At 42.7% G+C, this 19,780-nt stretch carries 18 protein-coding genes; all 18 read right to left on the bottom strand.

Annotated features, from left to right (window positions below; translation table 11 throughout):
- Window positions 1–6: 6 nt before the first annotated feature.
- The 18 genes from OCV60_RS07170 to mraY all read right to left on the bottom strand — a co-directional run bounded on the left by OCV60_RS07170 (window position 7) and on the right by mraY (window position 19,743).
- Complete coding sequence (locus OCV60_RS07170; RefSeq protein WP_021944477.1) at window positions 7–348, bottom strand: STAS domain-containing protein; 342 nt, start codon at window positions 346–348, stop codon at window positions 7–9.
- A 76-nt stretch (window positions 349–424) separates the two neighbouring features.
- Window positions 425–1,801, bottom strand: a complete 1,377-nt coding sequence (locus OCV60_RS07165; RefSeq protein WP_173788547.1) for a tetratricopeptide repeat protein — start codon at window positions 1,799–1,801, stop codon at window positions 425–427.
- A 1-nt stretch (window position 1,802) separates the two neighbouring features.
- Window positions 1,803–1,949: a hypothetical protein gene (locus tag OCV60_RS07160; RefSeq protein WP_021944479.1), complete on the bottom strand. Its 147-nt coding sequence runs from the start codon at window positions 1,947–1,949 to the stop codon at window positions 1,803–1,805.
- A 1-nt stretch (window position 1,950) separates the two neighbouring features.
- Window positions 1,951–3,285, bottom strand: coding sequence for a bifunctional folylpolyglutamate synthase/dihydrofolate synthase (locus OCV60_RS07155; protein ID WP_173788546.1), 1,335 nt, complete (start codon window positions 3,283–3,285; stop codon window positions 1,951–1,953).
- Window positions 3,286–3,297: 12 nt separating this feature from the next.
- The gene (gene queF / locus OCV60_RS07150; RefSeq protein ID WP_008402990.1) at window positions 3,298–3,792 is read right to left on the bottom strand and encodes a preQ(1) synthase; all 495 of its coding nucleotides are present in this window, start codon (window positions 3,790–3,792) and stop codon (window positions 3,298–3,300) included.
- Window positions 3,793–3,806: 14 nt separating this feature from the next.
- Complete coding sequence (locus OCV60_RS07145; RefSeq protein WP_117807349.1) at window positions 3,807–5,033, bottom strand: aspartate aminotransferase family protein; 1,227 nt, start codon at window positions 5,031–5,033, stop codon at window positions 3,807–3,809.
- A 41-nt stretch (window positions 5,034–5,074) separates the two neighbouring features.
- Window positions 5,075–6,835: an ABC transporter ATP-binding protein gene (locus OCV60_RS07140; RefSeq protein WP_118484329.1), complete on the bottom strand. Its 1,761-nt coding sequence runs from the start codon at window positions 6,833–6,835 to the stop codon at window positions 5,075–5,077.
- A gap of 16 nt (window positions 6,836–6,851) precedes the next feature.
- Window positions 6,852–8,633, bottom strand: coding sequence for an ABC transporter ATP-binding protein (locus tag OCV60_RS07135; protein WP_021944483.1), 1,782 nt, complete (start codon window positions 8,631–8,633; stop codon window positions 6,852–6,854).
- A 210-nt stretch (window positions 8,634–8,843) separates the two neighbouring features.
- Window positions 8,844–9,584: a YebC/PmpR family DNA-binding transcriptional regulator gene (locus tag OCV60_RS07130; RefSeq protein WP_008402983.1), complete on the bottom strand. Its 741-nt coding sequence runs from the start codon at window positions 9,582–9,584 to the stop codon at window positions 8,844–8,846.
- A gap of 98 nt (window positions 9,585–9,682) precedes the next feature.
- Window positions 9,683–10,489, bottom strand: a complete 807-nt coding sequence (locus OCV60_RS07125) for a hemolysin family protein (RefSeq protein ID WP_117785476.1) — start codon at window positions 10,487–10,489, stop codon at window positions 9,683–9,685.
- Window positions 10,490–10,702: 213 nt separating this feature from the next.
- Window positions 10,703–11,047, bottom strand: coding sequence for a type II toxin-antitoxin system PemK/MazF family toxin (locus OCV60_RS07120; protein WP_008402980.1), 345 nt, complete (start codon window positions 11,045–11,047; stop codon window positions 10,703–10,705).
- 70 nt (window positions 11,048–11,117) lie between these two features.
- Window positions 11,118–12,284, bottom strand: a complete 1,167-nt coding sequence (gene alr / locus OCV60_RS07115; RefSeq protein WP_173788545.1) for an alanine racemase — start codon at window positions 12,282–12,284, stop codon at window positions 11,118–11,120.
- A gap of 26 nt (window positions 12,285–12,310) precedes the next feature.
- Entirely contained in the window at window positions 12,311–13,861 is a 1,551-nt protein-coding gene (locus tag OCV60_RS07110; protein WP_173788544.1) for an NAD(P)H-hydrate dehydratase, read from the bottom strand.
- A gap of 141 nt (window positions 13,862–14,002) precedes the next feature.
- The gene (gene ftsZ, locus OCV60_RS07105) at window positions 14,003–15,271 is read right to left on the bottom strand and encodes a cell division protein FtsZ (RefSeq protein ID WP_021944487.1); all 1,269 of its coding nucleotides are present in this window, start codon (window positions 15,269–15,271) and stop codon (window positions 14,003–14,005) included.
- A gap of 202 nt (window positions 15,272–15,473) precedes the next feature.
- On the bottom strand, window positions 15,474–16,238 hold the full coding sequence (locus OCV60_RS07100) for a cell division protein FtsQ/DivIB (RefSeq protein ID WP_021944488.1): 765 nt from the start codon (window positions 16,236–16,238) through the stop codon (window positions 15,474–15,476).
- A gap of 22 nt (window positions 16,239–16,260) precedes the next feature.
- A complete protein-coding gene (gene ftsW, locus OCV60_RS07095; RefSeq protein ID WP_021944489.1) occupies window positions 16,261–17,406 on the bottom strand; it encodes a putative lipid II flippase FtsW in 1,146 nt (381 codons plus the stop codon).
- Between the two features lie 5 nt (window positions 17,407–17,411).
- Entirely contained in the window at window positions 17,412–18,773 is a 1,362-nt protein-coding gene (murD, locus tag OCV60_RS07090) for a UDP-N-acetylmuramoyl-L-alanine--D-glutamate ligase (protein ID WP_117785478.1), read from the bottom strand.
- A 10-nt stretch (window positions 18,774–18,783) separates the two neighbouring features.
- Window positions 18,784–19,743 carry a phospho-N-acetylmuramoyl-pentapeptide-transferase gene (mraY, locus tag OCV60_RS07085; RefSeq protein WP_021944491.1) on the bottom strand — a complete coding sequence of 320 codons (960 nt, stop codon included), beginning with the start codon at window positions 19,741–19,743 and terminating at the stop codon, window positions 18,784–18,786.
- Between the last annotated feature and the right edge of the window lie 37 nt (window positions 19,744–19,780).

Here is a 19,780-nt window from a genome sequence, read left to right as displayed (position 1 = left end):
TTCATTTTATGACATATGTACTTGCTTGTACGCAGTCTCAAAATCCTCTGTCTGCTCTGCGATCTTAAATATTCCGGACATTTTAAGAAGCCGCTGCATTCTGTCATTTGCATGGATCACAAACACCTTTCCGCCTCTGTCATATACATTCCGGAATCTTCTCGTGATCAGACCGATCCCGGAGCTGTCCATCACGCTTGTATGCCGGAAATCGAATATCACGTACCGGATCCTGCCATCCTGAAATACCTCTTCCGTTTCGTTCACCAGTATCGATGCCCGGTAATCATCAACTTCTTCCGGAAGCTCTATTAACACAGTATCCCCTATTTTCTCATAATTATTCATACGCCACCTCTTTTTTACAAAAAAAGACAAATAAGCAATATTGCTTATTTGTCTTTTGTATAATCTTGATTTCTTTTTATTCATTTGTCGGATCCATATCGGATTCCGTTGTTCCTTCCGAACTGCCTTCTGTCGTGCTGCCTCCATCATCTGTTTTTCCACTCGTTGTGTCTGCACCAGACAATGCTACTGCAACTGTATAATAAATAGAATTTGGACATTTCTGGATAAATGTATCAAAGGATTCTTTGGCCTTATCCTCATCCTCCGTACCCAGATAGCACAGAGCTTTATAATACAGAGCAACATCATAATCCGGGCTGGTCTCCAGCACCTTGTCGATCTCTGTCATTGCCTTATCATATTGGGTATCATTATAATACTTCATGGCAAGCTGCATCGTAACCTTATCCGTATCTGATATATCTGCCTTGCTTTTTTCCTCATAATCTGCGACCTGCTTCGTAAGATCTTTATTCTTTGTTGTCAAGGAATCAACCTCATCCTGCAGAGAGGAAAGCTTGGTATTCTTATTGGCAATCTCTTCGCTGTAGGCAATCTTAACATTTCTGCTCTCATCATCTGCATTCTTATTATGCTGTGGCATAACAAGGAACCACATGACAGTCAGTCCCAATACCAGTCCTGCCAGAACATAGGCAAGCGAATATTTGTAGAAATTAATATCCTTATATCTGCCAACCGGAGTCGGTCTTCCATTCCGGTCAACATTATCGGATTCCACATATGCCCGTGGCTGGTCTTCCACAAACAGCAGATCCGCATCATAATCATCATCCGGATAATCACGAAAGCTCATGATCTCCTCATCCGTATGCCCCATCTCATTGAAATAGCGGACAGCCAGGGGATTGGTTCTGTCGATCTTGATGACACGTTTTAATGCTTTTCTTGCCTTATCATATTTGTTATCATCGATCAGTAGAAGTGCCATCAGCAGATAACCATTTACAAACTTCGGATTATCCGATAAGACTTTTCGAAGCTGGATAAATGCAAGATCCTTACTGCCCTGTCTGGCATAGTTTACTGCCTGATTGTATTTTCTTGCTGCATTGTTCGTTGTTTCAAGCTTGTGTGGATTGCCCTTCACCTCTTTGATATAACGTTTTGCAACATTTCGTCCGCTGAAATAATTCACACTGATGACCCAGTGGCTTAATGCCAGAACAACTTCACCGGTTTCATAATATACAAGCCCCAGCAGATTTCTGGCATCAATATTCAACTTGTCATATTTAAGGGCTGTCTTTAATGCATCTTCTGCACCACTCATATCACGAACCCTGGCTTTATCCAGACCAATATTATAATAATATTTGGATGTGTTCAGTGCCTTATTTACAAATTCACTCTTTAACCCACATTGGCTGCAATATCCGGTAACAAGGATCTTACCGCCACAATGCTTACAATTCAGTACGTCTGCCATATTATTTCTCCGTTTCCTTTGCTACACGAAGCATCTCCTGCATAATATCTGAGATATCCTTCAGATCATTATGATAAATGGCATCTTCTGCCTGGTCTACTTCCAGAGTCGGTCTGAATTTTTTTACTTCTTCATCAAAGTTTATCATACTATTCCTCCATATTCGCAGATTTCTCTTTTATCTTCTGAAGCCAGCGTTTGACTTCTCCCACCAGATAAAGAGAACCCACACAATAGACTGCTGAATCTGTGATCTGTTCTTTATAGCGGATGGCGACATCCATTGCTTCTGCAATATCCTCATATGCCTCCACCGTATGTCCTGTGTAATTCCGGAACCTGTCTGCGATCAGAGAGACCGGCGCCTTCCGTTTATTATCTACACTTGTAACTATGATCTTCTCAAACGAAAGTGCTTCTGTCAGATCCCGTATCATCGTATCATAGTCCTTGTCCTTTACTGCTGCAAAGACCAGGATCTTCTTTTTCTTCGTATAAAGCGTCCGAAGTGTTCTGCAATAACATTCGACTGCTTCCGGATTATGTGCACCATCTACAAACAGATCCGGTGCGATCTCCTCCATCCTGCCTTCCCATGAAAAATCAAGTAATCCGCTTCTGACTGCCTGCTCTATCCTGACATCAGCACCTGCATTTTTCCCATATTCTATATCCCTGATCTGCATCAGGATATCAAAAGAAGCAACTGCAAGGCAGGTATTTTCGACCTGATAAAGAGACGTTTTCGGTATCCTCAAATGGTCATAATTATAATACCGATTATGAAATGAAAAATCAATGGTTTTATCATCTATTTCATTTATTATATAGTTTGATTTTTCGACCACTGTTACGGCAGAATCCAATTCTTTTGCATGAGTCTCTATGATTCCAGACGAAACCGCATCCCGCTTGAAATATACGACCGGAACTGACGGTTTGATGATCCCTGCTTTCTCTCCTGCGATCTTAGCGATCGTATCTCCAAGATATTCCATATGATCAAGTCCTACCGATGTGATGATGCAAAGCTCCGGTCTTACGACATTAGTTGCATCCAGCCTGCCACCCATTCCGGTCTCATAAATCACATAATCCGGCTGCTTCTTCTCATAATAAACAGCCGCCATCGCAAACATCACTTCAAAGAAAGATGGATGAACGATGAACTTCTTCCGCACCTGCTCAAACGCCCATGTAAAATCTTCATCCGATATCATTTCATCATCATATCGGATCCGCTCATTGATCGAGACAAGATGCGGTGATGTAAACAATCCTACATGAAAGCCTGCATGCATCAGTATCGTAGCAAGCGCCTTTGCCGTTGATCCCTTACCGTTTGTTCCTGCTATATGGATCACTTTGCTCTTATCCTGCGGATTCCCTAAACGTTCAAGAAGACTGGCAAGATTCTCTGTGCCAATCTTCTGTGCGAACAGTGGAATGCTTAGGATATACTCAACTGTTTCCCTGTAATTCATCTGACATTCCGCCTATCTGTTATCTATCTTTTCCGGATACAGGTCATGATTTGACATTCTGTTCCATGCAACTTCTTCCCATTTTGTTCCCGGTCTTCCGTAATTACAATATGGATCGATCGAGATACCGCCTCTCGGAGTGAATTTGCCCCAGACTTCAATATATTTCGGATCCATCAATTTGATCAGATCCTTCATGATAATGTTCATGCAGTCCTCATGGAAATCTCCGTGATTTCTGAAACTGAACAAATATAATTTTAAAGACTTGCTCTCTACCATCTTCACATCCGGAACATAGGATATATATACGGTTGCAAAATCCGGCTGTCCCGTGATCGGACATAAGCTGGTAAATTCCGGACAATTGAACTTGACAAAATAATCATTGTCCTGATGTTTATTAATAAAGGTCTGTAACATCTCCGGTGCATAGTCCATGCTGTATTTTACATTCTTATTGCCGAGAAGTGTTACATCTTCCATTTCTTCTGCGGTTCTTCCCATCTTCTGTTACCTCCTTATGCATCTGCTTCTTCTGCTGCCTTTGACACACATTTGATCAGGATCTGAACAGCCTTATCGCACTGTTCCTTTGTTACGATCAGTGGCGGTGCCATACGGATCACATTTGGTCTTACCGCTGTGATCAACAGTCTGTTCTCAACAGCCAGATGCTTTACTTCGTTTGCGATTGGTTTGGTGAATTCAACGCCAACCAGAAGTCCGCGTCCGCGTACTTCCTTCACATACGGAAGGGAATAAAGCTGTTCTGCAAAATAAGCTCCTGTCTCTTTTGCATTCTCTGCAAGATGATTGTCTAAGATCTCATCGATCTCTGCAAGTGCGGCTGCACAGCATACAGGATTGGCTGCATAAGTAGAACCGTGTGCCCCCGGTGTAAATGCACTTGCAAGCTCTGCTGATGTACAAAGTGCGCCGATCGGCATACCGCCGCCGATCGCTTTTGCCATAGATACCATATCAGGCTTCACTCCATAGGTCATAAATGCCATCGTATCTCCGCATCTGCCCCATCCGGTCTGTACCTCATCGAATAACAACAGGATGCCGGTCTCGTCACAGTAAGCACGAAGTCCTTTTAAGAATTCCTCCGTTGCCGGATATACACCACCCTCGCCCTGAACAGGCTCTACCATGATTGCAACTGTGTCTTTGGTACATTTGTTCTTGAAATCCTCAAGATTATTGAACTCTGCATATGTGAAGCCCGGAAGCATCGGCTTGAAACCGATCTGACATGCATTGTCCGGCTGTCCGGTTGCTGATAACGCTCCATAGGTTCTGCCATGGAAGCTGTTAATGGCTGTAACGATATGATAATGCTCCGGTCCGTAATGATCGGTTCCGTATTTTCTTGCCATCTTGATCATTGCTTCATTTGTCTCTGTTCCTGAATTCTGAAACAGAACCTTCTCCATACCGATCGTCTCACAAATCTTCTTTGCAAGCAGGATCATAGGAAGTGTATATGCGTAATTGGATGCATGGATCACATTCTGGCACTGGTCTGCGATTGCTGCCGCAACTTTCTTGTTACAGTTACCGGTACTGTTTACTGCGATGCCGCCGAAGAAGTCAAGATATTCATTTCCTTCCTCATCATACACATACATGCCGTCTCCCTTTTCTTCAATAAAATTCCATCTTCTGGACTGCTCAGCGAGGTATTTGTCTACTATGTCAAGTAATTCGTCTTTTGTATATCCGCTTTCACTAACTTTCATCTTCCTGTCTCCTTTATATAAATACAAATTTTTAGTTCCTACTAATGTGCAAACTGTGAATTGTAAAGGGTGTAATAGAACCCTTTCTGTGCTAAAAGTGATTCATGATTACCCTGCTCTATGATATGTCCATCCTTCATAACCAGTATAATATCAGATTCTTTGATCGTTGACAAACGATGCGCTACGACAAAGCTCGTTCTTCCCTTCATCATCTTCGCAAATGCACGCTGGATCCGGATCTCGGTTCTTGTATCGATCGATGATGTTGCTTCATCAAGGATCAGCATCGGTGGCAGATCAAGCATAACTCTGGTAATACATAAGAGCTGTTTCTGTCCCTGTGACAGTCCGCCGCCATCCTCTGATATCATGGTATCATACCCCTCCGGCAAACGCTTGATAAAGCTGTGTGCGTGGGACTGTTTTGCTGCTTCTATAATCTCCTCATCCGTCGCATCCGGTCTTCCGTATGCGATATTCTCCTTGATCGTTCCGGTCTTTAACCAGGTCTCCTGAAGAACCATACCATAGTTATCACGAAGGCTCTCTCTCGTTACCTGACGGATATCATGGTCATCTACAGAAATGGCTCCGGCATCTACATCATAGAAACGCATTAAAAGATTGATAACGGTACTCTTACCACATCCGGTCGGTCCGACGATCGCTACACGCTTACCCGGTTCAACCTTCAGATTCAGATTCTTGATCAGTTCTACATCTTTATTATAAGAGAAATCCACATGAGACAGATCCACCTGTCCATCTGCTTTCTCGATCACATAGGCATCCGCAGGCTCCGCGATCTCCGGTTCTTCATCGATCAGCTCAAATACTCTGGCTGCGGATGCAAGTGCATTCTGAAGCTCCGTTACGACGCCTGAGATCTCATTAAATGGCTTTGTATACTGGTTTGCATAGCTTAAAAAGCTGGTAAGCTGACCAACGGATATTCTTCCCTTGATCGCCATGACCGCACCGATGATGCCAACGCCGGTATATACTAAGCTGTTTACAAAACGGGTACACGGATTGGTAATGGATGAGAAGAAGGTCGCATCCAGTCCGGCCTTATTCAATCTCTTATTTACTTCGTTAAAGCTGCCATTTACATTTTCTTCCATGGAAAAGGCTGTTACAACCTTCTGGTTTTCTACCATCTCATTAACAAGTGATGTCATCTCACCCTTGATCTCTGCCTGCTTTCTGAACATATGGTAGGTTTTCTTTGCGATAAATGCCGCAACAAACAGAGAAACCGGAGTGATCACAACAACCGCAACCGTGATCACAGCGTTAATCGATAACATGAAACAAAGCGTTCCAACGATAGTCATAACCCCGGTAAATAACTGTGTAAAGCCCATCAGCAGACCATCTGAAAACTGGTCTACATCTGCGATCACACGACTTACGATATCACCATGGGTGTGAGAATCCACATAGGATAACGGAAGCTGTTCTAACTTCTTATATGCAGATGTACGGACATCATTTACAACATGATAGGTAACTTTATTATTCAATATATTCATGATCCACTGGCAGACTGCCGTAACCGCAACTACAATCACAAAACGGATTGCCAGTGTCTTTAATGCTCCGAAATCAACGGCTCCTTTTCCGACGATCTTATCTACCATATGTCCGGTAATGATCGGTGCATATAAGGTCAGAACAACGGATATCGCTGCACAGATCAGGGAAAGGACAACTAAGAAACTGTATCGTTTGATATACTTTAATATTCTGCCAAGTGTTTTCTTATTGACAGACGTACTTTTTTCTTTTTTACTCATCGTCGCTTCCTCCTTCCTATGCCATTGCATTTCCGGCAGAAGTCATTTTACCGGATACTTCATTTGCCGATAACTGTGACTGACAGATCTCCTGATATACCTCACAGGACTGTAACAATTCTTCATGGGTTCCGATACCTGCAACCTGTCCATCATCTAATACGATGATCTGATCGGCTCCCATGATCGTCGATGCACGCTGGGAAACAATAAATACTGTCATACCCTTTGTCTGCTCTTTGATCGCACGACGAAGGGCTGCATCTGTTGCAAAGTCAAGTGCCGATGCACTGTCATCCATGATCAGGATCTCAGGCTTTCTTACAACTGCTCTTGCGATCGTAAGACGCTGCTTCTGCCCACCGGATAAATTCTTACCACCCTGTGTGATCTTAAAGTTCATGCCATCTGGTTTCTGATCAACGAATTCTTTTGCCTGTGCGATTGTAAGTGCCTCATTGATCTCTTCTTCCGTTGCGTCATTTTTACCCCAGCGGATATTCTCGGCGATCGTTCCCTGGAACAGAACTGCCTTCTGAGGAACCACACCTACCTTCATTCGAAGGGAACGGAGATCATAGTCCTTTACATCCACACCATCGATCTTAACCACACCACCGGTTGCATCATAGAATCTCGGAATCAGGTTGACCAGAGAACTCTTACCGGAACCCGTACCACCGATAATACCGATCGTTTCTCCTGCTTTTGCCGTAAAGGATATACCGGTCAGTGAATCTTCCGATGCTTTACCATACCGTAAGGCTACGTTGTCAAATACCACCTTAGGAACATCCTGGCCGGCTGCCTTCTGTGCTTCTGATAAAGCAGAATCTTCTTCAACCTCTGTGATCGATGGCTTCGTATCAAACACAACATTGATTCTCTTTGCACATGCGATCGACTTTGTGATGTTAATGATCAGATTGGCAAGCTTTACAAGCTCAACTAAGATCTGTGACATGTAGTTGATCAGTGCAACAACCTTACCCTGTGACAGGATACCGATATCGGTCTGTCCGGCTGCGATCCAGATGATCGCAACAGTTGCAAGATTGATGATCACATATGTGACAGGATTTAAGAATGCCGAGATTCTTCCGACATACAACTGAATATCCATCAGATCATCGGTTGACTTATCGAATTCATCAACCTCTTTTTGCTGTCTGTTAAATGCCCGGATCACACGGGCACCTTCCAGATTCTCTCGGGTCAGAAGCATGACCTTATCCAGTCTTGCCTGTACCTTCTTAAACAATGGAATGCTGACAAGCATAATTCCGAATACAACGATCGACAATGCCGGTATTGTAACCACAAAGGTCATGGCTGATTTGACATCGATCGTAAATGACATGATCATCGCACCGAATACGATAAACGGAGAACGTAAGAACAAACGGAGCACCAGATTGACACCTGTCTGGATCTGGTTGATATCACTGGTCATTCGAGTAAGCAGTGTCGATGTTCCGATCGTATCGATCTCATTATAAGAAAGACTTGTGATATGACGGAACAGATCACTTCGAAGTGCCGTTCCGAATCCGGTTGCTGCTTTTGCGGAAAAATACTGTGCTGTCAGAGAACAGCTCAGGCCGATGATACCAAGTGCGATCATAACGAGACACATCCGAAGAACATATCCCATGTCCTGATTCTTAATACCGGTATCAATAATATGTGCCATTACGATCGGGATCAGCAGTTCGAAACAGGCTTCCAGCATTTTAAATAATGGTGCCAGAACCGATTCTTTTTTATAGTCCCGTAAATATCTTAATATTCCCTTCATTCTACGCTCCTACTCTTGTTGTAAAATGTATATATGCTCTCTGCATTTGTTTTTAACATACCATATGCCAGGCGTGCTGCCAAACGGCTTTCTGCCGTCCTGCTGCCTGCCTGGCATACATATATGGTAGAATCCCCACACCCCCTTACATAAAATTGCATGTGGATTCTGTGGAAATTCTTTCATGCACAAATGGCATGAACGATATAATTATTCCTCATCCGGAAGATTTGCATTGTGATATACGGCCTGTACATCATCATCTTCATCTAAGAGATCCAGAATTCTTGTAAACTTCTTTACAACCTCAGGATCTGTCAGATCTACATAGTTCTGTGGGATCATGGTAAGCTCTGCTTCTGCCATCTTGATTCCCTCTTTTTCAAGAGCCTCTCTGACTGCTGAGAAATCATCCGGTGTTGTGATGATCTCAAAGCTGTCTTCCTCTTCACTGAAATCCTCAGCTCCGGCATCCAGTGCCATCATCATAAGATCATCTGCATCCATATCACATTCTTCTTTATCGATAATGATCTGTCCTTTATTATCAAACATATAAGATACACAACCGGTCGTTCCTACGTTTCCGCCGCCCTTTGTAAATGCATTTCTTACATTTGCAGCCGTTCTGTTCTTATTATCTGTAAGAGTATCAACGATGATCGCTGTACCGTTCGGACCATATCCTTCGTATGTATTAGCAACATAATTTACTGAGTTTGCATCACCTGCTGCTCTGTCGATACCACGCTTGATCGTATCGTTTGGCATATTGTTTGCCTTTGCCTTTGCGATTACATCACGAAGCTTACTGTTGTTATCAGGGTTTGCACCACCTTCTTTTACAGCGATCGCAATTTCCTTACCGATAATGGTAAAGATCTTACCCTTTGCAGCATCGTTCTTTTCTTTCTTATGTTTAATATTTGCAAATTTTGAATGTCCTGACATTTTTTTACTCCTTAACTCTGTAATTCTATCTTTTGAATATCCATTTTCGGATATCGGTTTCTTTTTTGAAGCTTTATAAGCCCAACTGGTTCATAATATCATACCTGATTTTCATTTTCAACCTTGGTTATCCGCACCTTATCGATCATCTTATCCTTGATCCCAATGGTCTCAAAATTATATCCCTTATATGTAATATCTATTTTTTCGTTCTCATAAGGGAGCCTTCCCAGTTCATACAGCATAAACCCGTTCAGTGTCTGAAAATCCTCATCCGGAAACTCAATTCCCAGATGTTCCGACAATTCATCCAGTTCTGCTCTGCCGCCCACGATATATCCATGACCCGCAAGTGCAATATCATCGTCATCATCGTCGTATTCATCAAAAATATTGCCGACAATTTCTTCCAGAATATCTTCCATCGCTATGATGCCTTCTGTCTGACCATACTCATCCACCACAATAACCATATGGATTTTCTCTTTCTGCATCCGTTTGAATAATTCCGATATATTCTTTGTCGGATGCACAAATATCGGCTCAACCATGATCTGTTCGATCGTCTGGTTCTTATCCTTTAAATACGCTTTTACGAAATCCTTAAAATAAAGGATTCCGACTATATTGTCCAGATCATCATCAAACACCGGATATCTGGAATAATTATTCTCCAGCATGATCTTGATCGTTTCATCCATTGTAGTATGTTTGTCGATTCCAACTACATCGGAACGCGGCGTCATAACATCCCGGACTTCTTTCTCACTGAATTCAAAAATATTTGTGATCATCTCTACTTCGTCATCATGAATGAGCCCCTGTTCATTACCCTCATTGACCATGGAAATAATCTCTTCCTCAACTTTTTCTTCATCAGCTTTTCTGTTATTAAATAATTTCATATACCAGACAGTCTCTGTCTACAAATCACCTCTCCTGTTCGTTTCATTCTGCATTCACTCTTAGTTCCACACGAATGCAAATATAATGGAAATATATCATTAATTCCAACATTCGTCAATTTTTTCATATGAGAATCTGCATAATCCGTATTCATATGGAAATCTGTATAACTGTATGATTATACTATGTCTATAATTACCATGCCACAAAGATCAATACAGATCCAGACTGATCTTTAATGCAATATCTACCTTTTTCAGAATGTCATCTCCCATATGGCATACTTTTTCTTTTAATCTCTGTTTATCGATCGTACGCACCTGTTCCAACAGCACAACCGAATCCTTTGCCAGATCATACCGACTGGAATCAATCTCAACATGTGTAGGCAGCTTCGCCTTGTTCATCTTGCTGGTGATCGCTGCACAGATCACAGTAGAACTGTGTTTATTTCCCGCTTCATTTTGTATGATAAGTACCGGTCTGACTCCTCCCTGTTCCGAACCAACGACAGGCCGTAAATCAGCATAAAATATATCGCCTCTTCTGATTACCAATTCTTTTCACTCCATTTATTTATTAATATCTTCTGTTGTGAAAAGTATTTCCAATTCTATTCTATGATATTCAGTTCCGACGTAGATAATTCACTTCCCCGACTTCTTTTCCATCCCTAATATAGACTCTTGGTACACGTCTTCCGATATTACAGATCAGTTCATAGTTGAAGCTGTTTGCCGGTTCCGCAACTTCTTCCACCGTGATCTCTTTATCTCCGCATTTTCCGATCAGAACAACTGTATCACCGACTGACGTCTCCGGTATATCACTTACATCGATCATAAACTGATCCATACAGACACGTCCGGTGATCGGTGCATACTTACCATGAATGATCACACGCCCGATATTGGACTGTGCTCTTGGATATCCGTCAGCATAACCGGCAGACACGGTTGCTATTCTCATATCATGCGGTGCGACAAATGTCCATCCATAGCCGATACCTGTTCCTGCTTTCACATTCTTCACATGAACTACCTTGGCAAGTAGTTCCATTGCCGGCTTAAGTGCCGCGATCGAATGATCGACTTCATCCGATGGATATAGTCCGTATGTTACGATACCGGATCTTACCATATCAAAGCCTTCATTATCCATCTCCATGATTCCTGCGCTGTTTGATATATGCTTTACAGGAATCGATATACCCCGTTCTTCTAATCTGCGGATCACAGACCGGAATAACGCAAGCTGTCCATTTGCAGCTGTTTTATCGTATTCGTCCGCCTTTGAATAATGTGTAAATATTCCCTCGATCTCAATTCCCGGCATATGCGCGATCTCCACGATATCATTGATACCTGCATCATCACACTGAAAGCCGATCCGGCTCATACCGGTATCCATCTTGATATGGATCTTTGCTTTTGACCCTTTCTTTACCGCATCATCTGAGAGAATGGTACATTCAGCTTTATCATACATCGCAGGTCTTACATCGTATGTGATCAGTTCATCATACTCTGATGGGTCTGTATATCCAAGTATCAACAACGGCTTCTCACATCCTGCATGACGTAGCTCTACCGCCTCATCAATACAGGCAACCGCATAAAAGTCTGCCAGATCAGAAAGGGCTCTTGAAACCTCTACTGCTCCGTGGCCATAGGCATCTGCCTTGATCACGGCAAGCATCTTCATACTCTCCGGCACACATGCCTTCATCATTTTTATATTTTCTCTGATATTATCCAGATTGATATCTGCTTCTATTCTTCTATATTTATTCATTTGTCTGCGCCTCTGCCTATTATATTTTATACATAAGAACTCATGATCGGACCGATCTCATCGATCAGACTGCCGGCGGTTATAGCCGCCTTTCCATACCGTTTCTTTGCACGATCCCCTGCAAGCCCGTGTATATACACCCCAAGTCTTGCTGCCTCTGACGGAGATATTCCACCGGCAGATAGCCCTGCAATCATTCCGGCAAGAACATCCCCTGAACCTGCTGTTGCCATACCATCATTTCCCGAAGTGTTCATGTAAGTATGCACGCCTCCGTCACTGACACAGGTTCTTGCATCTTTTAATACACACACGAGTGTTTCTGCTTCCGCAAATGTCCTGCACTCACGAACCGGTGCTTCTTTTAATTCAGTCACTGTCTTTCCTGTCAGTCTGGACATTTCTTTTACATGAGGGGTGATAACAAGTGCTATATTCCCTGTCTGTCTGCTGATTTTCCCTGCTGCAAGCAGCTCCTTATGTGCTGACAAAAGATTAAGTCCATCTGCATCAACAACGATCGTTCCTTTGAAATTCTCCAGCACTGTCTTAAGCATACATTCCGCTTCTTTTCCGGTTCCGATACCCGGTCCGATCAGAATGATATTTGCCCATACACATGCATTCTCCGCACAGATAACTGCTGTTTTCTCATCCTGATATGTCATCATCAATGCTTCCGGCAGATATCCCCCGACAATCACTCTGTTATCCTTATGGGTATATACCTTTACCATACCACTTCCAACCCGGTAGGCTGCTGATGCCGCAAGACAGGCCGCTCCCGATATCTCCCGACTGCCGGCTATGACTGCAACTTTTCCAAAGGTTCCTTTATTTCCATCCGGTCTTCGTTTATTCAGCCGATTCAGATCCCCTTCATTATATGTAAATATCTCCGGCATCACCATATCAACTGCCTTATCCGGAAATCCGATATCTTTTACAAGGATCTCTCCACAATATCCATGTCCCGGATAAACGGTCATACCGACCTTCATGAGTCCCATAGTTACAGTGAGATCTGCTTTTACCGCAACATTCATTACCCGTCCGGTCGTAGCCGATATACCGGATGGGATATCTACTGCTACCACATATGCCGGCATATCATTGATATGATCAATGACCTCTTTATGGATTCCTTCTATATCACGCTTTAATCCAACTCCAAAGATTGCATCTACGATTACATCATATTCTCCATTCGGGAAATCCTCTGTAATCTTAATCCCAAGCTGTCCAAGTATACTCTCCTGAACCTTATAACTCTCTGTTGCTCTGCTAACCTGTCCGATACAGTACACATCTACCAGATATCCTTTTTCTGCCAGCATCCTTGCTACAGCCAGACCGTCCCCTCCATTATTGCCGCATTCTGTTACAACAAGGATCCTGGTATATGCTGTCCGTCCGGTATCATGTTCTCCTGTTTTTATCCGTGAAAATCTTTTTTCTATTTCTTCTGTTACAGCAAGTGCTGCACGTTCCATCAACACCAGACCGGGAATTCCAATCTGTTCAATGGAGATCTGATCGATCTTCTGCATTTCCTCTCCGGTTGCCAGGAATCTCATATCTGTCTCCTTCCATGTTATGATTTTTATATCCATTAACTGATGCAGATATTATTTCTACATAACAGCTTATTGCACAAATGCCATGGCAATATCGCCATGGCATCCGTACATATACATATCTGTCCGCATCTCTGCTATTTATCTTTTCTTTAAAAATTCCGGTATTCTGATACTGTCATTTGACTGTACAGTCGGTCTTGCCGGTTTTGGAGACGGAGCTACATGCGGCTCAACCGGAGCGGCTGTTCTTGTTGTATTTGGAACTACCGGCTTTGCTGTCTGTGATGCTGCTCCTGCATCTGACAGGAAAGTAGGACGGATGGAAGATGATCCACCAAGTGCCTGTCCACCATAAGTAGGTGTTGTCTTTCTTGCTTCTCCAAATGATGTTGTATTAACTGTATCAAGCTTTGGAGCTGCAGTTCCTGCGAATCTGCTGACAGGTGTAGTTGTCTCTGCTTTCTCAAGGCCTGTAGCAATGATCGTAATGCTGATCTCTTCACCCATGTTATCATTGTCAACTGTACCGAAGATGATATTTACACCATCACCGGCCTGTTCAGTCAGGTAAGTAACTGCATCGTATGCTTCCACGATACCAATATTTCCTGAGAAGTTTACAATAATATCGGTTGCACCGGATACTGTTGTCTCCAGTAATGGTGAATCCATAGCTTCCTTGATCGCATCAACAGCCTTGTTCTCACCGCTTGCAGAACCGATACCGATATGTGCAATACCCTTGTCTCTCATAACAGTCTGGATGTCTGCAAAGTCGAGGTTGATAAGACCCGGTTTATTGATCAGGTCTGTTACACCCTGAACACCCTGCTGAAGAACCTGGTCTGCTTTCTTTAAAGCATCCGGAATACTGGTTCTCTTATCACAGATCTGTAATAACTTATCATTTGGAATAACGATCAGTGTATCAACATTCTCTTTTAATCTTGCAATTCCTTCCATCGCATTCTTCATACGAGGCTTTCCTTCAAAACCAAATGGCTTTGTTACAACACCAACTGTCAGGATACCAAGATTTCTTGCCATCTCCGCAACAACAGGTGCTGCACCGGTTCCGGTACCACCACCCATACCACATGTTACGAATACCATGTTGGCATCTTTGATAATATCTGCTATCTCTTCTCTATTCTCTTCAACTGCACTGGCACCGATCTCAGGCTTTGCACCTGCACCAAGTCCCTTTGTCAGCTTCTCACCAATCTGAATCTTTGTTGTAGCTCTGCTTAATGAAAGTGCCTGTTTATCCGTGTTGATCGCTATCAGCTCCACACCTTCTACATTTTCATCAATCATTCTGTTTACTGCATTGTTACCAGCGCCACCTACTCCTATTACCAGTATTCTAGCTGGTGTTCTCTCATCGTTAGACTTTATTTCGAGCAAGGTTGTTTCCTCCTTCTATATATTTCTTTATAATTCCTGTACAGCTCCCTCCCCCGGTTGTCTTCATTCTGTAAGCAAGTCACAGGCTGCAGATCTGGCACCCGCAACCCAAAGTACAGGGAGTGTACATCTATATAATCGCATTAATATCTTAATAATACGATTTTTTCATAAATAACGCAACAACTTTTTGTTTTAAATTTTACTTATTTTCCTTAAATATTGCGTTTCCACTGCTTGCCGAATAATCCGACAGATCCAGGGTTCCACTTTTCCCTTCCAGTTTGGAAAGAATGCTTTCCAGATTCATAAGCTTGTCCTCCAGCCCGGATCCGCTTCCAAGCTCTATTTTGATCTTGTCCTTATACAAGATGATCTCATTGTCATTATTAAACCGGATTTCATCGATCAACAGCTTGTTCTTATCGATCAACTGTGTCATCGTCAAGATCTCCTGAAACATATCCTCGTCCGTTACAGGGAGTTTTTCACCCACAACGATACGGTCAAATTTCAATCCCTGAATACACGGAACATCCTCCAGTTTTTCGGAAGACGTTTCAAGCACGCGGCCATCATTATCAAAATAAATGTACTGATCCATATAGCTCACACAACCAGCCATGGACTTCTCATATACTGTGATCGTTATGGTATGTCTTCCAATCACTTCGATCTGAAATTTATCAATAAAGGTTACATCCTCTACCGGATGCATTCTGTTGTCCAGATAGAAAAACAGGGTATTATCCGCTTTTTTCCCTTTTGTTACAATATCTATGATCTCATCCTCTGTATAATGCACATTGCCGGACACCTGTATCTTGGTCAGACTGTAGCATTTCAGGATATAGACATAGGCACTAAGGCATATAAGCAGCAGCGCGCCAAGAATGATCAGCAGAATCTTACCTGCCTTTCTTCCCTTTTTCTTTTCAGTTTCGCTCTCTGTTCTCCTGTTCTGCATCTTTTATATCTTCCTATCCATTTTATCTTCCCGGCTTCATCTGTCTGGCAACAGCAAGCACCAGTCCCATCTCAAGAAGCATGAAACATATCGAGCTTCCACCATAACTGATAAATGGAAGCGGTACACCGGTCGGTGGTATCGTATTTGTTACAACACTGATATTGATCAATACCTGAACAGCAACATGTGCCATAACACCGGTTGCGATCAGACCTCCAAACCGTTCACCGGAATTGATTGCGATCAGTGCGCATCTGTATATCAGGACCACAAACATTGCGATTACAAGTGCCGCACCAAATAAACCAAGCTCTTCACAGATAACGGAAAAAATCATGTCATTATGGGACTCTGGTATAAATCCCATCTTCTGGATACTGTTCCCAATGCCTCTTCCAAAAAAGCCTCCGGATCCGATCGCATAAAGGGACTGCATCGTCTGGTATCCATCATCGTATTTTTCCGGTGCAAGCCAGATACGGATACGATCTGCACGATAGCCTGCTGTTGCAATAAATATCACGCACATCAGGATTCCGATCAGCCCCATCAGCACAAACGGCCATTTTTTCGGACTGGCGACAAATACAATGATCACAACAATGCCAAAGCATATGATCGCGGTACTTAAGTTCTCGATCGCGATCAGTATGATCGTTACAAACGGAAGCAGAAGCATCTTCGCCAGACCCTTCAGTGTATTCAGGCTTCTGGGTTTTCTGGTACAGATATCTGCGGTATATACGATCAGCGCAAGCTTTGCAAATTCTGACGGCTGGAATCCAAATGCACCAATATAGATCCATCTGGTCGATCCATGGCTCGCACTTCCTATAATGTAGACCAGCACTAAAAGTGCCATTGCCACATACAGAAAATATTTGGAATATCTTGCATATCTGCGATAATCGATCTTCGATACCAGAAACATTCCAAACAATGCAACAAGTTCAAAAACAAGCTGTCGTTTTGCAAAATATGTACTGTCACCATACAGTTCATCTGCCCGGTAGGAGCTGGTGCTGTAAACCATGACCAGTCCAAACAGAACAAGCCCCAGTACAATGCCAAGCAGCGGATAGTCAAAGTAACGTCCGCTGTACCATAACGGCTTTCTTCTGCTATCTATCTCATTTGTATCTGTGTTCCTGTTTCTGTCATTCAAATATTTCACTCCTTAAAATCGCGGACATATTCTTTGAACATTCTTCCTCTTTGCTCGTAATTATCAAACATTCCCCAGCTTGCACATGCTGGAGAAAGAAGAACTGCTTCTCCATCCTTTGCATTCTCATGACAATATTTTACCGCTCCTAACAGATCGTCTTCAAATACAATATTATGGAATCCGTGTTTCTTGGCAGTCTCTGCGATTTTCTTCGCCGTCTGACCGATCAGAACCAAACATCTGACTTTTCCGTCAAATGCATCGATCCATTCATCATAGGTAGAGCCTTTATCATAGCCTCCACCGATCAGATAAGTCGGTTTTACCATTGCCTGAATTCCCTTGATGGCTGCATCCGGATTGGTTCCCTTGGAATCATTGTAATAATCCACACCAGCCACTGTCTTTACATACTCTATTCTATGCTCTACGGCTTTAAAACTGACTGCAACATCACGAATGACATTGACCGGCACTCCCATATAATAAGAGATACCAACTGCAGCGAGCACATTTTCAACATTGTGGGAACCGAGCAGGATCAGATCCTTTAATGCAAGGACATCGATCTTTTCTCCATTTGCCTCGATCACAATGTGACCATCCTCTACATATACACCGCCTGCAGGCTTCTCCAGTCTGCTGAAATATACAACTCTTGGACGGATTCCCTCTGCCATTGCTCTTGTATGATCATCATCATAGTTTAATACAACCACATCATCTTCTGTCTGATTCTTTGTGATCGACTTCTTGACATTTCCGTAATTTTCAAATGTATAATGACGGTTCAAATGATCCGGTGTCAGATTTAAGATTGCACTGACATTCGGATGAAAATCCACGATCGTCTCTAACTGGAAGCTGCTGATCTCTGCCACTGTTGCACTGTCATCATCGGTTGTATCACAAAGCTCGGTATATGGAATACCGATATTTCCAACTACGATCGTCTTCGGATTCCACGCCTTTACGATCTCGCCAACAAGTGCCGTCGTCGTTGTCTTGCCATTTGTTCCTGTGATCGCAGCGATCTTTCCTTTACCAAAATAATATGCAAGCTCAATCTCACTCCATACCGGAATGCCTGCTTTCTTTATATCCTCTACAAATGCAGAATCAACCGGAATACCTGGGCTTATAACCATAATGTCTGTCTGCTTTAATACTTCATCCGTTAATTTTCCAAGCAGAATCGTAACAAGTTCTGACTGGGAGAGTTTCTCCATCAGATCATTTTTATCTCTTTTTTCATTTTCGTCAAACAGCGTAACCTTTACGCCATGAGCGATCAGCAGCTTTGCTGCACTGATGCCGCTCTTACCTGTACCAGCCACTAAAGCATTTTTAAAATTCATCTTCATATCCTCCGTATTAAACAGCCAGTAAACCTACAACACAAAGTACGGCTGTTACTATCGCAAATATTGATACAACCTTTGTCTCAGGCCATCCGGAAAGCTCAAAATGATGATGGATCGGTGCCATTTTGAACACTCGTTTTCCAGTCAGTTTGAATGAAACTACCTGGATGATAACCGATAATACTTCTATAAAATAAATGAATGCCACGATCAGAATAAATAATGGCATCTTCAGCATGTATGCGATCGATGCTACAAATCCGCCAAGTGCAAGAGAACCGGTGTCACCCATAAACACTCTTGCAGGGTATACATTATATACAAGGAATCCTAACAAGCTTCCCATTGCTGCACAGGAGATAGGCGCAAGACCGGATCCGGTTCCGATCGCAACAACTGTAAAGAATGTAGCGATCAATGCTGTTACGGAAGAAGCAAGGCCATCCAGACCATCTGTGAAGTTTGCACCATTTACTGTTCCAAGTACAACAAAGAATAACAAAACGATATAAACCCATTTATCAAGAACAACTGTCTTACCGACAAATGGAATAATGATCTCGTTGTTGATCTCGGTATATTTCTCAATATAATATGCAAAAACTGCTGTTACAACGAACTGTCCGAGCATCTTCTGCCATGCACGAAGTCCCAGGGAACGCTTCATAACGACTTTGATATAATCATCCAGAAATCCGATCAGGCCAAAACCAAGTGTTACAAACAATACCGGAAGGATATCCGGATAATCCTTCATATAAAATAACGAGGTAATCACCAGACTCAACAGAATGATCAGTCCGCCCATTGTCGGTGTTCCTGATTTCTTCAGATGTGTTTCCGGTCCATCATCTCGTACAAACTGTCCGAATTTCAGTTTCTTTAAAAATGGGATCACGATCGGGCTTAACACCACGCTGATTCCAAACGCTATAAGTATCGGTAAAATAATTGAAAAATCCAAGTTCATTTCTTTGTACTCCTTACCCGTCATTTCATTTTGAAAT

This window comes from Coprococcus ammoniilyticus (assembly GCF_025567345.1).
Lineage (GTDB): Bacteria > Bacillota > Clostridia > Lachnospirales > Lachnospiraceae > Coprococcus > Coprococcus ammoniilyticus.
The sequence above is the reverse complement of the archived record's forward strand: the minus strand, read 5'-3'. Positions and strand labels throughout refer to the sequence as shown.

Coding starts and splice junctions, on each gene's coding strand:
- OCV60_RS07170 (WP_021944477.1), bottom strand. CDS start 348: ATGAATAATTATGAGAAAATAGGGGATACTGTGTTAATAGAGCTTCCG.
- OCV60_RS07165 (WP_173788547.1), bottom strand. CDS start 1,801: ATGGCAGACGTACTGAATTGTAAGCATTGTGGCGGTAAGATCCTTGTT.
- OCV60_RS07160 (WP_021944479.1), bottom strand. CDS start 1,949: ATGATAAACTTTGATGAAGAAGTAAAAAAATTCAGACCGACTCTGGAA.
- OCV60_RS07155 (WP_173788546.1), bottom strand. CDS start 3,285: ATGAATTACAGGGAAACAGTTGAGTATATCCTAAGCATTCCACTGTTC.
- queF (WP_008402990.1), bottom strand. CDS start 3,792: ATGGGAAGAACCGCAGAAGAAATGGAAGATGTAACACTTCTCGGCAAT.
- OCV60_RS07145 (WP_117807349.1), bottom strand. CDS start 5,033: ATGAAAGTTAGTGAAAGCGGATATACAAAAGACGAATTACTTGACATA.
- OCV60_RS07140 (WP_118484329.1), bottom strand. CDS start 6,835: ATGAGTAAAAAAGAAAAAAGTACGTCTGTCAATAAGAAAACACTTGGC.
- OCV60_RS07135 (WP_021944483.1), bottom strand. CDS start 8,633: ATGAAGGGAATATTAAGATATTTACGGGACTATAAAAAAGAATCGGTT.
- OCV60_RS07130 (WP_008402983.1), bottom strand. CDS start 9,584: ATGTCAGGACATTCAAAATTTGCAAATATTAAACATAAGAAAGAAAAG.
- OCV60_RS07125 (WP_117785476.1), bottom strand. CDS start 10,489: ATGAAATTATTTAATAACAGAAAAGCTGATGAAGAAAAAGTTGAGGAA.
- alr (WP_173788545.1), bottom strand. CDS start 12,284: ATGAATAAATATAGAAGAATAGAAGCAGATATCAATCTGGATAATATC.
- OCV60_RS07110 (WP_173788544.1), bottom strand. CDS start 13,861: ATGAGATTCCTGGCAACCGGAGAGGAAATGCAGAAGATCGATCAGATC.
- OCV60_RS07100 (WP_021944488.1), bottom strand. CDS start 16,238: ATGCAGAACAGGAGAACAGAGAGCGAAACTGAAAAGAAAAAGGGAAGA.
- murD (WP_117785478.1), bottom strand. CDS start 18,773: ATGAAGATGAATTTTAAAAATGCTTTAGTGGCTGGTACAGGTAAGAGC.
- mraY (WP_021944491.1), bottom strand. CDS start 19,743: ATGAACTTGGATTTTTCAATTATTTTACCGATACTTATAGCGTTTGGA.